This window comes from Achromobacter sp. Bel (assembly GCF_012928505.1).
Lineage (GTDB): Bacteria > Pseudomonadota > Gammaproteobacteria > Burkholderiales > Burkholderiaceae_B > Achromobacter.
On sequence record NZ_JABBJN010000020.1, the window covers coordinates 60303 to 73499 of the forward strand.

A 13197-nucleotide genomic window follows, 5' to 3' on the forward strand; every position below is an offset into this window, starting at 1 on the left:
TCAGGCAAAAAAGGGGCAGGATCAAGCAGCGCGCGGGCCGCCTTCCGGACGCATACTGTCTGCACCCCGGCAAGCCAGCGTCCGGCGCCCCATTCCGGGGCGCGCAGGCCCGGCTGCCGCCAGAAGGAGTGCAATCATGCGGTACAAGAAATTCGGCAGCACCGGCCTGTTCGTCTCGGAACTCTGCCTGGGCACCATGACTTTCGGCGGTGAAGGCGAACTGTGGAGCAAGATCGGCGACCTGCAGCAAGAGGACGCGAACCGGCTGGTGGGCCGGGCATTGGATGCGGGCGTCAATTTCATCGACACGGCGGACGTGTATTCCGAAGGCCGGTCGGAAATGATCACCGGGCAGGCGTTGCGTGACCTGAAGGTGGCGCGCGATGACGTGGTCATCGCCACCAAGGTCTTCGGCCAGACGGGCGCCGGCGTGAACGCGCGGGGCAATTCGCGTTTCCACATCATGGACAGCGTCAAGAAAAGCCTGTCGCGCCTGCAACTGGACCATATCGACCTGTACCAGATCCATGGGTTCGACCCGGCCACGCCGGTCGAGGAAACCGTGCGCGCCCTGGACACCCTGGTGCAGCACGGCCACGTGCGCTACGTGGGCGTTTCCAACTGGGCCGCCTGGCAGATCATGAAGGCGTTGGGCATCGCCGAACGCCTGGGGCTGGCGCGGTTTGAATCGCTGCAGGCCTATTACACGATCGCGGGTCGCGACCTGGAACGCGAATTGGTCCCCATGCTGCAAAGCGAAGGGGTGGGCCTGATGGTGTGGAGCCCGCTGGCTGGCGGCCTGCTCAGCGGCAAGTACGGCCGCGACGGGTCGGCCGAAGCCGGCAGCCGCCGGGCCGCGTTCGACTTTCCGCCGGTCGACCGCGACCGCGCCTATGACAGCATCGACGTCCTGAAAACGGTGGCCGATGCGCGCGGCGTGTCGGTCGCGCAGGTGGCCCTGGCCTGGTTGCTGCACCAGCAGGTGGTGACCAGCGTCATCATCGGCGCCAAGCGTGTCGATCAGTTGGACGACAACCTGGCAGCCACCGGCATCCAGCTGACGCAGGACGAACTGGCCGCGCTGGACAAGGTCAGTGCGCTGCCGCCCGAATATCCCGGCTGGATGCATGTGCGCCAAGGCGAATTCCGGCGCAAGCAACTGGCCGAATCGGGCGCGGCGTAAGCGCGGCGGCGTTCAGGACTGGACGGGGGACCAGGCAGTCCAGATCGGGGGGCGATGCTGGCGATGGCCGCGCGTAATTGCGCCCTGAGCAGCATTCGTGGGGAAAGCCAAGGGCAACCTCGGTGCGGCATCTGCGGCCGGCAATCTTATCGCGCAAGGCGCTAGTAGAATCGGTGCAGCGGCAACTCCGAAGATTTCCCATGAGCGACTCCTTTTCCCCCGATGAATCACGCGCGCTGCGCGAGCATGGCATTGCGCTGTTCGCGGATCGCGTCCTGATCGCCGTACAGCCGCCCTTAGCCGAGACGCGCATCGCTGAAATCGAATCGGCCTGCGCTGGCCCCTTGCCGAACGCCTTGCGCGACTTGTGGCGCCTGACCGCAGGCGGTGAACTCGCCTACGATCTGCGCGCAACAATGGACGGCAATGCAGAGGCGCTGAGCTGGGCCGAATTGTTCTATGACGGCAGCGACCACTACCGCGATCTGCAAGGGTGGATCGAACACGAGCAAGCGTGCGCCGAAGAGGCGGCCGAAGAAGACGGCGAAACCTGGAACGGCACGCTGCGCTATCTGCCCATCGGCGGTTTCGAGTATTGCGACCGCATCTATGTCACCGTCGAACCGGACCCGCGCGCAGGCAGCATCGTGGCGTGGAAGAAAGGCTTGCCGGGCTGGACCCATGCCTTGCAGCAGGACGGCATCGCGACCATTGCGCCGGATCTGCACGCGGCATTCGCCGCGCTATGCCTGGAGACGGACCCGGACCAAGACGAGGACAGCCCCGGCGTGCGCGTACTGGAGTATCTGGACGAGCGCGTGTCGGACCACGGGATGCCGCAGGCCCTGGCGGATAAAGTGACCGCGTTCTACCTGCGTGCGCGGGTGGACTGGCGCGGTCCGTTGGCGGCCGGCACGTTGCTTGCGTCACCGTACCTGGCCGGCCTGGCCTTGCAACATGCGCTGGCCCACGATGACGCCGCGCTGGTGCAGCAATTGGCCGGGCAGGGCATGTCTTTTGATCTGCCGCTGCGCGGCAGCGCCAAACCGGTCGAAGTCGCGTTGATGCAGCACGCCTATGCGGCGACCGACGCCCTGCTGCGCGCCGGCGCTCCCGTCAGCCCCACGGCGATCCATCGCCTGGACGGCAAACCGTCTCCCGAATTGGTTCAGGGCCTGCTCGCCCATGGCGCCGTCGCCGACGCCTTGGGCGTGGCGCGCTGCGTGGCCTGCGGGTCGCCGGAGGCCGCGCGCCTGGTCGCCCAAGCCTGCGCAGCAGGCATTGAAACCGCTTACGCCGACGTGCGGGATTCCATGGCCAATAGCTACCAGGAAGACCTGCGTCGCGTGCGCGCGGGCAAACTCGGCCATTATCTGGGGGCCGAGGGCCTGGCCGAGCGCGTCGCCAACCTGCGGGCGTTCTCGCTGTGACGTTCAACGATCCTGTTATGAAGGAACAAGGGTGGCCATTCCGTATTTGCGGCGGCTGACGGCTGTCAGCCGCAGCCCGCAAGCCAACCGGCATCTTGCCTACTTCCTGACCTTCACCGCCGGGGCGGTCAATGCCGGCGGCTTCCTGGCCGTTCAGCAATACACCTCGCACATGTCGGGCATCGTCTCGATGATGGCCGATCACATGGCGTTGGGCGGCATGATCGTGGTGCTACAAGGCCTGGCCGCCTTGCTCTCCTTTCTGGCCGGCGCGGCCAGCTCCGCGTTCCTGATCAATTTCGGCCGGCGTTCCCACCTGGCCAGCGAATACGCCTTGCCGCTATTGCTCGAAGCCGCGCTGCTGCTGGGCTTCGGCTTGCTGGGCGCCAACCTCGAGACCTTGCGCTGGTTCTACGTGCCGGGCACGGTCATGCTGCTGTGCTACATCATGGGCCTGCAAAACGCGATGATCACCAAGGTGTCTCGGTCCGAGATCCGCACGACGCACGTAACGGGCATGGTGACCGACATCGGCATCGAACTGGGCAAGCTGTTTTACTGGAACGTAGCCAAGGGCGATGCCCAGACCATGCCGCCCGTGCGGGCAGACCGTACGAAGCTGACCGTGCTGAGCCTGATGGTGACGCTGTTCTTCGTGGGTGGCGTGACGGGCGCCTATTCGTTCTTCCACTTCGGCTTCGGGTCGACCTGGCCGTTGGCGCTGCTACTGACGCTGCTGGCGGTGGTGCCGATCGCAGACGACATTCGCAATTTCATCCACCGCGCTTAGCCACAGCGCTATCGCTTCGCTTTGCTCGCGGTCGAGTAGGACAGGAAGACTTGCAGCGCTGCCAGCGTTTCGTAATGCAGACGCTTCAGCCTGGCGTCCTTGACGGGGTCGATCACGGCATACCCCTTCGCGTCCACCGGATAGGCCTCGCCCAGCAAGCGGGCGATATCGATCTGGTAGTAGCTGGCATCGCCGTACGGCCGTTTGCCGTCGATGTACGGCATCGGCCAGAAGCGTTCACCTTCGCGCAGCACGGCCTGCAGCGACTTTGCATCCACTTCGCGCCAGACCGCGGCACGCAGCAGCGTCAGATGCGCCGGTTGCAGCGTGAACCCGCCTTGCGCGTCAACACCGCTTTCCGGGAAGTCGAACGCCTCCTTCATTTCGGCCGGCACGGCGTAGCGCCCGGGCCGCATCATGCCTAGCGACCCCACATAGTGGGGCAGCAGACGGCACACTTCCGCCAGGCGGCGAATGGCCAGCGCGCCGTCCGTGGTCTTGAGCGCTTTGCATGCGATGGCTAGCGTGTCGGCGCCACCCAGCAGCGGTTGCTCGAAATCGACGGTGGGCGCGCCGGATTCGACGGGCATCCACAGCACGCGCAGCAGGCGTACCAGAGCCGCATGTTGGCCGGTATAGGCCAGGGTGCCGGAAGGCGCCGCATACACCTGTTGGATGATCGCGTCGCGTGCGGGCGAGGCAATGGCGCGCAGTGGGGACACGGTCAGGCCGGCCAGGGCCAGCAGCAGCGTCCGGCGGGTTATCGGATTTCCGGGCATCGGGCGCTCACTTCGGCATGCTGTTGAGTTCGGACTCGGCCAGCGGGTATCCGGGTTGCAGGCGCAGCGCTGCTTCATAGGACAAGCGGGCGTCGCTTAAACGGCCGAGTCTGCGCTGCAGGTTGCCCATATTGGTCAGGATCAGCGCACTGGCGGGTTTGGCTGCAACGGCCCTCTGATAGGCTTGAAGGGCTTGCGCCTCGCGGTCCAAGGCGTCCAGCAGCGAGGCCTGCAGGTTGTAGCCGATGCTCCAGTCGGGAAAGCGCCGGGTGAGTTCCTGCGTGGTGGCCAACGCGTCAGGCAGGTCGGACCGTTCGGCTTGCGCGCCGGCCAGGTTGACGTAGCCCCACTTGTTGTCGGGGTTCAGCTTGATGGACCGGGCGATCAGGTCTTGCGCGGCGGCGGGGTTGCCTTGCTGGCTTTGGAGCTTGCCCAGGAAGAGCAAGACATCCGCATTGTTCGGGTCCTGCCGCGCCATCTCTTCGCCGATGCGCTGCGCTTCCTGGCGATTACCGGCGCGCAACGCCGCGGAGACCTGCGCGTTCAGTTCCTGCATGGCGGGCGGCAACTGCCGGATGCGTGCGCGCAGCGCCTCGTTCTCGGCCTGTAGTTCGGTTTGATACGCATGATCCAACTGGGACGCGGATTGCGCCAAGGCGACGGGCGGCGTCAGAGAAAGCGCCAGCGCAAGTAGCGGCAGACACAGCAAAACAGACGTCAGACGGCGGCGCAGGGTCGCAAGCATGAGGGCGGCGGCTCCGAAGGGAAAGGGCAGGGGCCCTACGATACCGGAACCGCGGCCGCCCGCAAGAGCAAGCCCGACGGTATCGCCGGGCTGCCCTGCGCCATGGGTGTGCCGGCGCAATCACTTCGGCATCAGCACCGTATCGATGACGTGGATCACGCCGTTGGACTGGTAGACGTCATAGGTGCTGATCGTGGACACGCCTCCCTTTTCGTCCTTCAGGGTCAGGTTGTGCTTGCCGTTCATCATCACCCATAGCTTGCCGCCGCTGGCGGTGGCCAGTTCCGCCGAGCCGCCGCCCTTCTTGACCTTGGCCGCCAGCGCGTCGAAGTCCAGCTTTCCGGGCACGACGTGATAGGTCAGGATCTTGGTCAACGTCGCCTTGTTCTCAGGCTTGACCAGCGTGTCGACGGTGCCGGCCGGCAGTTTGCCGAAGGCGGCGTTGGTCGGGGCGAAGACGGTGAACGGGCCCTTGCCTTGCAGCGTGTCCACCAGGCCCGCGGCTTTCACTGCTGCGACCAGGGTGGTGTGGTCCGCGGAATTCACCGCGTTCGCGACGATGTTCTTCGAGGGCATCATCGCCTGTCCGCCGACCATGACATCGGCGGCATACGTGGGCGACAAGGTCAGGGCAGAGCAGGCGATGGCAATCGAGGCTAGCAATTTCATGACGATCTCCTTTTGTGTGGCCGTCATGAGCAAATACGGGGCTCGCCCGCGATTGGATGCGCTGATTTCCCTAGGTGTAAACCCGGATGGGGTGGCGTGGCGCGGAGCGCGGCCCTGCCGCACGCCCATCGGCTTTACCCGGGTCGGGAGCACTACAATGCCGGGCACCGGATTGCGCGGCATCAAGCGCACCGGCGGCGATACCCGCTACGCTGGGGGCGCCAAGGCGTCCGGGCCCCGGCCGGCCCGGTAGAAGCGATGAGCTTGCAACCGCAATACAGGAGGAGCAGACAACGTATGGACGCAGAATTCTGGTTGGAACGCTGGCGCGAAGGGCGCACGCACTTTCATCAAACCCGGATTACTCCGCTCTTGCAGAAGTACTGGCCCACGCTGGCCGTACCGAAGGGTGGACGGGTGTTGGTGCCGCTTGCCGGAAAGTCGCTGGACATGGTCTGGCTGGCGGCGCAGGGCTACTCGGTGTTGGGGGTCGAACTGTCCCAGCTCGCGGTGGACCAGTTCTTCGAAGAGAATGAGCTTCGACCCGCCACGCACGAATCCGTCTACGGCAAGCACTACGTATCGGGCAACATCGAAATCATCTGCGGCGACATCTTCAAGCTGGATGCCCAAGTGCTGTCGCACTGCGTGGGCGTCTATGACCGCGCCGCGCTGGTCGCCTTGCCCGAGGCCATGCGCGCCGAGTATGTGCGCCATGTCTATGGGCAGTTGTCGCCCGCCTGCCGGGGCTTGCTGATCACGCTGGACTACCCGCAGGAAGAAATGGCGGGGCCGCCGTTCTCGGTGGTGGACAGCGAAGTCCAGGCGATCTTCGCAGGCGTCTCGCCCGCGGTGATCATCGACCGCCGCGACATCCTCGACAAGGAACCCAAGTTCCAGGGCGCCGGCGTCAGCCGTCTGGACACGGTGGTCTACCGCCTGGGTGTGTAGGATCGGTGAAGCGCGCGGGGTGTCGCCCAAACGCGATCGTCCGGCGCGCGTCACCCATCATCCAGCGTCACGTCATCAGCCACCCACCGGCCACGTCCAGCACTTGGCCGGTGACGAACCGGGCCTGATCGGACGCGAAGAACAGGCAGGCGTCAGCCACTTCCTCGGGCGTGCCCAACCGGCGCAGTGCAGTCACCTGTGTCACGGCGTCATTGATCGCTTTCGGCACGCTTTTTAGCAGCGGCGTGCTGATGCGGCCCGGCGCCAACGCGTTCACCGTCACCTCGTATTCGCCCAGTTCGGCCGCCCAATGGCGGGTCAGGCCGATCAGGCCGGCCTTGGTGGCCGCGTAGTGCGCCGCCACGATGTCGCAGTAGGCCTTGCCTGCCACGGACGACATGTTGATCACGCGTCCCTGGCGCTGCTTGACCATGTGCGGCGTGGCCAGGTGCGTCATGTAGAACACGCTGTTCAAATTCACCGACACCACGTTGTCCCATTCGCCGGGCGGCATTTCCCAGACCTTGAGCGCGCGGCCGTCCGTCTTGGGCGAGATGCCGACGTTGTTCACCAGGATCGTGGCCGCGCCCAGTTCGGACGTGATGCGGTCGTAAGCCGCCTGGCATTGGTCGTAATGCGCCACGTCGGCGTGCACGAACGCGACCTCATGGCCGTGCTTGCGCAGTTCCTTCTCGAACGCCTGGCCCGCCTGCGAATTGAAATCGACGAGGCCGACCCGGCCGCCCTCGGCCAGGAAGCCCTCGACGATGGCCGAGCCGATGCCGCCCACGGCACCGGTCACGATGGCGACCTGGTCCTGGAAACGGCCGCTCATGCCTGCACCTTCAGCATGATCTTGCCGATGTGTTTGCTGCTTTCCATCAACGCATGCGCCCGGGCGGCCTCGGCCAGCGGGAACACTTCATGGATCAGCGGCAGGCATTGCCCCTGCTCCATCAGCGGAACGACCTTGCTGGCCAGCGATCTGGCGATGTCGCCCTTGTCGTCGTCCGAGCGCGGGCGCAGCGTCGACCCCGTGAATTGCAGCCGCTTGATCATGATGGGCAGCGCGTCGATCTCGGCCTTGCTGCCTTCCAGGAAGGCGATCTGCACCAGCCGGCCATTGACGGCCAGCAGGCGAAGGTTCTTGTTGATGTAGGCGCCGCCCACCATGTCCAGGATCACGTCCACGCCGGCGCCGCCGGTGGCCTGGCGGATCTCGGCTTCGAAGTCCGCATCCCGGTACAGCACGGCGTGATGCGCGCCGGCCTTCAGGCAGGCGTCCGCCTTGGCCTGGTTGCCCACGGTAGTCCAGACCTCCGCGCCGAAGGCGCGGGCGAGCTGGATAGCCGTCAGGCCGATACCGCTGGATCCACCATGCACCAGGAATTTCTCGCCCGCCGACAGGCGGGCGCGGTCGAACACATTGGTCCAGACCGTGAAGTAGTTTTCGGGGATGGCGGCGGCGGACAGCAAGTCCAGGCCGCGCGGCACGGGCAGGCAATGGCGTTCGTCGGCCAGGCAGTACTGGGCGTAGCCGCCGCCCGGCGTCAGCGCGCAGATGGCGTCGCCGACCTTCCAGGCCGTGACGTCCGGACCGACGGCGATGATGGTGCCCGACACTTCCAGGCCCAGATAGGGGGATGCCCCTGGCGGCGGCGGGTACGAACCGGAGCGTTGCAGCACGTCGGGACGGTTGACGCCGGCGTAGGCGACTTCGATCAGCACCTGCCGGCCGGTAGGCGGGGCCATGTCGCGCTGGGCGATATGCATGCAATCGGGCGCGCCGCCCTTGCCGTGGTCGATGAATGTGCAGCGTAGAGTCATAAGAAATGGATCCTGGTCATCAATGGCCCAGATAGGCCTTTTTCACATGAGGGTCGCTAAGCAGTTCGGCGCCGGTGCCGGTGCGCACGATGGCGCCGTTCTCAAGCACATAGCCGCGGTCGGCCAGCCGCAAGGTGCGGAACACGTTCTGTTCCACCAGCAGCACGGTCACGCCGTGCGAGGTGACGTCGCGGATGATGTCGAACATCTGCTGCACCAGCAGCGGCGACAGGCCCAGCGAGGGTTCGTCGAATACCAGCAGCTTCGGGTCGGCCATCATGCCGCGCGCGATCGCCACCATCTGTTGTTCCCCGCCGGACAGCGAACCGGCGTACTGCGACAGCCGCTCCTTCACGCGCGGGAAGATGCGCAGCACCTCGTCCAGCTTGCGTTGCACGATGGGACGCGCGGCGCGCTTGTAGGAACCCATCAGCAGGTTGTCGCGCACGGTGAAATGCGGGAACAGTTGGCGGCCCTCGGGAATCATGGTGATCCCGGCGTCCACGATGTCATAGGGGTTGCGGTTGGTCAGGTCCTGGCCTTCGAATTCGACCTTGCCCTGCATGGCGGGAATGACCCCGCACAGGGTTTTCAGCGTGGTCGTCTTGCCCGCGCCGTTGGCGCCGATCAAGGTGACGATCTCGCCCGCGTTGACCTCGAAGTTCAGGCCGTTCAGCACCTGGCTCTTGCCATAGCCCGACGACAGATTCGTCACCTTAAGCATCCTGATACTCCTTGCCCAAATAGGCTTCGATGACGGCGGGGTTCTCGACCACGTCCTTGGGCGCACCGCTGACCAGCACCGCGCCTTCGTTCAGGACGATGATGCGGTCGGACAGCGCCATCGTGGCCTGCATCATGTGTTCGATCAGCAGCACCGACACGCCCGAGTCGCGGATGCGCCGGATCATCTGGATGGACTTCTCGATGTCGGTGGGGTTCAGTCCCGCCATCACTTCGTCCAGCAGCAGGATGCGCGGCTTGATGGCCAGCGCGCGGGCGATTTCCAACCGTTTCATGCCGCCCACCGTCAGGCTGCGCGCTTCGGTGTTCAGGTGCTTGACCAGGTCCGTCTGCTCGGCCACCTTCAGTGCAATCTGCTCGGCTTCGTCGCGGCTGGAGGTGCGGATGAACGCACCCAGCATGATGTTCTCAAGCACGGTCAGGCCGGTGAACGGCTTGGCGATCTGGAAGGTGCGGCCCAGGCCATTGTGCGCGTACTCGTCCGGCGTCTTGCAAGTGACCCAGTTGCCATTCGCGTCCAGCATCGAGATGCCGCCCTTGTCCGGCGACAGGAAGCCCGACAGCAGGTTGAACACCGTGGTCTTGCCCGCGCCATTTGGCCCGATCATGCCCAGGATCTCGTTCTGATTCAGCGTCAGCGACACGTCGTTGGTGGCGCGCAGGCCGCCAAAGCTCTTGAACAGCTTGTCGGCCTTGAGCACCGGCTGCTCGGAACGGGTGGCATTGTGCAACCGCAATTCGTCGGCCAGCTTGAGCTTCTTGCGGGGCGAACCCAGATACGGCAATCGCGCCAGCCCGCGCTCGATGGCGGGGCCGAACGCGCCGGCCAGGCCGCGCGGAATGGTCAGCACCACGGCCACCAGGATCAGGCCATAGATCAGCCCGTGCATGCCGTTGCCCACGCTGGAGAGCCAGCCACGCGCCAGTTCCGCGATCGGCAGCACCAGGAAGGTACCCGCGATCGGGCCGGCCACGGTGCCCAGGCCCCCGATCAGCGCGAACATGGCGACCTGGATCGACAGCTCCAGCGAGAATGCCGAACTGGGGTCTACGAAGGTCAGGTAGGTGATGTGGAAGGTGCCGATGATGCTGGTCAGCATGGCCGACACGACGGCCGCGATGATCTTCACGCGCACCGTCGGAATGCCCACGGCGAGCGCCGCGTCCTCGCGTTCGCGAATGGCGATCAGGTAATGGCCGATGCGCGACTTGCGCACGTACCAGGACACCCACGTCACGAACAGGAACAGCCCGAACGCGATGATCACGTAGTTGAGCTTTTCGCGGAACACGATCCACGCCCAGCCGATGTTCAGCGGCAGGCTGATGCCGCTGGAGCCGCCGGTCCAGCTTTCCTCGTGGATGACCAGCAGCCGCACCACTTCCAGGATGGCGATGGTGGCCAGCGCGAAGAACGGCCCCCGCAGGCGCAGCGTCGGGTAGCTGATCAGAATGGCGACCGCGGCCGAGATGGCGGCGCCCGCCAGCATGCCGAACCACGGCGAAATGCCGAAGTTCTGCGTCAGCAAGGTGGCCGTGTAGCCGCCGATGCCGTAGAAGACCGCATGGCCCAGCGACAGCTGGCCGGCATAGCCGCCCACGATGTTCCAGGCGACGGACAGGGACGAAAAGACGAACAGCAAAACGAAAAGGTTGGTCCAGAAAGGCGTGCCCATGACGGCGGGCACGATGAACATGACGATCAGCAAAATCAGGCTGACGTAGGCTTTGGGGCTTCGAAAGTCGGGAAACACGTCTCGCTCCTTGTGGCTCTGATCACTCTGTTCCAACGCCGAACAGGCCGTTCGGACGCAGGACAAGGATCAAGAGGAAGATCCCGAAATACACGACCTCTTTCAGGTCGGGGGCGATGTAATAGCCGGCCAGCGTATCCACGATGCCGATGATCATGGAACCGGCGACGGCGCCGTACAGGCTGCCCAGGCCACCCAGCACCACGATCACGAACGCCGTCAGCACGAAGTACGTGCCGACCGTCGGGAACACCGGATACTGCGGCGCCAGCAGGCCTGCGGCGATGCCGACGAATGCCGTGCCCAGGCCGAAGGCGATGGCGTAGACGTTATTGACGTTCACGCCCATCAGCGTGGCGGCGTAGCGGTGCTGCGCCACGGCGCGCAGCGCGCGCCCCAGATAGGTCCGATGCATGAACAGGTGCAGCAGCACCGCCAGGCCGATGCCGACCACGAAGGTGATCAACTGGCCGGTCACCATCGAATAGCTGCCCACGTCGATGGCGTTCGTGCCCAGTTCCACCGGTGCGCGGTAGACGTTGGCGCCGAAGATCACCAGCGCAAGGTTCAGCAGGATGGTGGACACGCCCACCGTGGCGAAGATCTGGATGTGCTGGTCGGCGTTGAGCAGCGGCTGGATGATGCCTTTCTGCGTCAATGCGCCCAGCGCGAACAGGATGACGGCGACCGGAACCAGGCCTACATACGGATGAACGCCGAATTGCGCGGCAATCAGATAGACCAGGTACATGCCGATCATCAGAAACTCGCCGTGCGCGAAGTTCACGACGCGCACAACGCCGAAGATCAGTGTCAGCCCGAGGCTGATGATGGTGTACGCGCCGCCCAGCAACAGGCCGTTGATGACCAGTTGAATGAAAATATCCATGGTGCAACCTCTTAGAGCGGGATGCGGCGCCGGCACGGCCGCGTCGAAGACGGCCGCGCCGGCGCGCGCGAATCCCGGGAAACGTCAGGCGCCCCCGAGCGCCTGATCACTGGCGTCGCGCTTATTTCTTGAAGACGGGCTTGCCAAGTGCGAGGTTGCTGGGTGCGATGGTGACGAGCTTGCCGTCCTGCCACTGCATGACGTAGAACGTGGACGCGTTGTTCTGGCCGTCTTCGCCGAACTCGAAGGCCCAGCCGTTGGCCGTCTGGCCGGCGGGCTTCTTGTAGGCCAGGACGGCGGCGCGGATCTTGTCCTTGTCCGTCGACTTGGCGTTGCCGATGGCTTCGAAGAACGCCTTGGCGCCGACGTAGTTGGTCAGGCTATGGCCGGATTGCGGATCGCTCTTGTAGGTGGACTTGTAGGCTTCCAGGAACTTGTCCAGGCCCGGCGCGCCAGCCGGATTGATGGACGACTGCGGGAAGTCCAGGTCGAACACGCCATTCATGTCGGCGCCGACCGCCTTGGCCGTATCGGCCAGCGAGTAGCCGCCGCCCGCGCCGATCACGACCTTGGGCTTGAAGCCTGCGGCGCGCGCCTGGCTGAAGAACAGGATGGCGTCGTTCTGATAGGCCGTCTGCAGCACCACGTCGACCTTGGCGCCCTTCAGGCGCAGGATCAACGACGACAGGTCCACCGTCTTGGCCGAGTAGGGCAGCACTTCGGCCACCGTGTAGCCCAGTTCCTGGGCGCGTTTCTTTTCGGTGGCCGCCACGTCGGTGCCATACGGCCCGTCTTCGTGGATGATGCCGATCTTGATGTCCTTGGGGTTCAGCCCCATCCCCGGGGCAATGGTGTCATGCAGCGCGTTGACGACCGACACGCCATACAGCGCCGTGTTGGGGTTGCTGCGGAACAGGTACTTGTAGCCGCGCGTGGTGATCTTGTGGGCGGTGGCGCCCAGTTCGAAGTACGGCACACCCGCCAGTTCCGTCACGGGCGAGGCCGCGTACGAGATGCCCGATGCGTAGCTGCCGAACACACCGACCACGTTGGCCGAGATCAAGCGCTTGGTTTCCGACACGGCTTGCGTCGGATCCACGGCGTCCGCCTTCACGATTTCGATCTTTTCGCCGTTGACCCCGCCCGCGGCATTGATCTCGTTCACGGCCAGTTCCAGGCCGCGATAGCTCTCTTGCCCCAGGAGCGCAAGCGCGCCGCTGAACGGGAAGAGGGCGCCCACTTTCATGTCGGCCGCTGCGGTGCCGCTTGCCATGACGCCGCACACGCCCAGCGCCAAAATAATCTTATTGAACTTGAACACGGTCTACGCTCCTTTGTCGGTATGGGATGCGGACTGTTTTTAGTGGCGTCCGTCTTTTTTAAATATATGATATATGTGCCGGGCAGGTACGAAAACCCCGCCTTGGATTCTAGTT

At 64.8% G+C, this 13197-nt stretch carries 12 protein-coding genes and 1 pseudogene; 4 read left to right on the forward strand and 9 right to left on the reverse strand.

Translation table 11 applies throughout. The features are described 5' to 3' along the window. Positions 1-136 precede the first annotated feature (136 nt). The 3 genes and pseudogenes from HG262_RS14485 to HG262_RS14495 all read left to right on the forward strand — a co-directional run. Positions 137-1183, forward strand: coding sequence for an aldo/keto reductase (locus HG262_RS14485; protein ID WP_169271678.1), 1047 nt, complete (start codon positions 137-139; stop codon positions 1181-1183). Positions 1184-1383: 200 nt separating this feature from the next. After that, positions 1384-2613 carry an SMI1/KNR4 family protein gene (locus tag HG262_RS14490; protein WP_169271679.1) on the forward strand — a complete coding sequence of 410 codons (1230 nt, stop codon included), beginning with the start codon at positions 1384-1386 and terminating at the stop codon, positions 2611-2613. A gap of 31 nt (positions 2614-2644) precedes the next feature. Further along, positions 2645-3382 (forward strand): annotated as a pseudogene (locus HG262_RS14495) (YoaK family protein); the annotation flags it as partial. 29 nt (positions 3383-3411) lie between these two features. On the opposite strand, the gene HG262_RS14500 reads toward HG262_RS14495, so the two are convergent. The 3 genes from HG262_RS14500 to HG262_RS14510 all read right to left on the reverse strand — a co-directional run bounded on the left by HG262_RS14500 (position 3412) and on the right by HG262_RS14510 (position 5596). Beyond that, a complete protein-coding gene (locus HG262_RS14500) occupies positions 3412-4182 on the reverse strand; it encodes a hypothetical protein (RefSeq protein ID WP_169271681.1) in 771 nt (256 codons plus the stop codon). Positions 4183-4189: 7 nt separating this feature from the next. Next, the gene (locus HG262_RS14505) at positions 4190-4927 is read right to left on the reverse strand and encodes a tetratricopeptide repeat protein (RefSeq protein WP_169271682.1); all 738 of its coding nucleotides are present in this window, start codon (positions 4925-4927) and stop codon (positions 4190-4192) included. A gap of 120 nt (positions 4928-5047) precedes the next feature. After that, positions 5048-5596 carry a fasciclin domain-containing protein gene (locus tag HG262_RS14510; RefSeq protein WP_169271683.1) on the reverse strand — a complete coding sequence of 183 codons (549 nt, stop codon included), beginning with the start codon at positions 5594-5596 and terminating at the stop codon, positions 5048-5050. A 297-nt stretch (positions 5597-5893) separates the two neighbouring features. On the opposite strand from HG262_RS14510, the gene HG262_RS14515 reads away from it, so the two are divergent. Further along, positions 5894-6547: a thiopurine S-methyltransferase gene (locus tag HG262_RS14515; RefSeq protein ID WP_169271684.1), complete on the forward strand. Its 654-nt coding sequence runs from the start codon at positions 5894-5896 to the stop codon at positions 6545-6547. 67 nt (positions 6548-6614) lie between these two features. Here the strand turns inward: HG262_RS14515 and HG262_RS14520 are convergent, their stop codons facing one another. From HG262_RS14520 to HG262_RS14545, 6 genes are all read right to left on the reverse strand, one after another. Further along, the gene (locus tag HG262_RS14520) at positions 6615-7382 is read right to left on the reverse strand and encodes an SDR family NAD(P)-dependent oxidoreductase (RefSeq protein ID WP_169271685.1); all 768 of its coding nucleotides are present in this window, start codon (positions 7380-7382) and stop codon (positions 6615-6617) included. Further along, on the reverse strand, positions 7379-8374 hold the full coding sequence (locus HG262_RS14525) for an NAD(P)H-quinone oxidoreductase (RefSeq protein ID WP_169271686.1): 996 nt from the start codon (positions 8372-8374) through the stop codon (positions 7379-7381). Before HG262_RS14525 ends, HG262_RS14520 begins: the two co-directional genes overlap by 4 nt. A gap of 19 nt (positions 8375-8393) precedes the next feature. Then, complete coding sequence (locus HG262_RS14530) at positions 8394-9098, reverse strand: ABC transporter ATP-binding protein (RefSeq protein ID WP_169271687.1); 705 nt, start codon at positions 9096-9098, stop codon at positions 8394-8396. Further along, positions 9091-10872, reverse strand: coding sequence for a branched-chain amino acid ABC transporter ATP-binding protein/permease (locus tag HG262_RS14535; protein WP_169271688.1), 1782 nt, complete (start codon positions 10870-10872; stop codon positions 9091-9093). Before HG262_RS14535 ends, HG262_RS14530 begins: the two co-directional genes overlap by 8 nt. A gap of 22 nt (positions 10873-10894) precedes the next feature. Then, a complete protein-coding gene (locus HG262_RS14540) occupies positions 10895-11761 on the reverse strand; it encodes a branched-chain amino acid ABC transporter permease (RefSeq protein WP_169271689.1) in 867 nt (288 codons plus the stop codon). Positions 11762-11882: 121 nt separating this feature from the next. Continuing rightward, entirely contained in the window at positions 11883-13082 is a 1200-nt protein-coding gene (locus HG262_RS14545) for an ABC transporter substrate-binding protein (protein WP_169271690.1), read from the reverse strand. Positions 13083-13197 lie beyond the last annotated feature (115 nt).

Excerpts from the sequence above, each read along its gene's own strand:
- HG262_RS14485 (WP_169271678.1), top strand. The coding sequence starts at position 137 with ATGCGGTACAAGAAATTCGGCAGCACCGGCCTGTTCGTCTCGGAACTC.
- HG262_RS14520 (WP_169271685.1), bottom strand. The coding sequence starts at position 7,382 with ATGAGCGGCCGTTTCCAGGACCAGGTCGCCATCGTGACCGGTGCCGTG.
- HG262_RS14510 (WP_169271683.1), bottom strand. The coding sequence starts at position 5,596 with ATGAAATTGCTAGCCTCGATTGCCATCGCCTGCTCTGCCCTGACCTTG.
- HG262_RS14525 (WP_169271686.1), bottom strand. The coding sequence starts at position 8,374 with ATGACTCTACGCTGCACATTCATCGACCACGGCAAGGGCGGCGCGCCC.
- HG262_RS14505 (WP_169271682.1), bottom strand. The coding sequence starts at position 4,927 with ATGCTTGCGACCCTGCGCCGCCGTCTGACGTCTGTTTTGCTGTGTCTG.
- HG262_RS14530 (WP_169271687.1), bottom strand. The coding sequence starts at position 9,098 with ATGCTTAAGGTGACGAATCTGTCGTCGGGCTATGGCAAGAGCCAGGTG.
- HG262_RS14515 (WP_169271684.1), top strand. The coding sequence starts at position 5,894 with ATGGACGCAGAATTCTGGTTGGAACGCTGGCGCGAAGGGCGCACGCAC.
- HG262_RS14490 (WP_169271679.1), top strand. The coding sequence starts at position 1,384 with ATGAGCGACTCCTTTTCCCCCGATGAATCACGCGCGCTGCGCGAGCAT.
- HG262_RS14540 (WP_169271689.1), bottom strand. The coding sequence starts at position 11,761 with ATGGATATTTTCATTCAACTGGTCATCAACGGCCTGTTGCTGGGCGGC.
- HG262_RS14500 (WP_169271681.1), bottom strand. The coding sequence starts at position 4,182 with ATGCCCGGAAATCCGATAACCCGCCGGACGCTGCTGCTGGCCCTGGCC.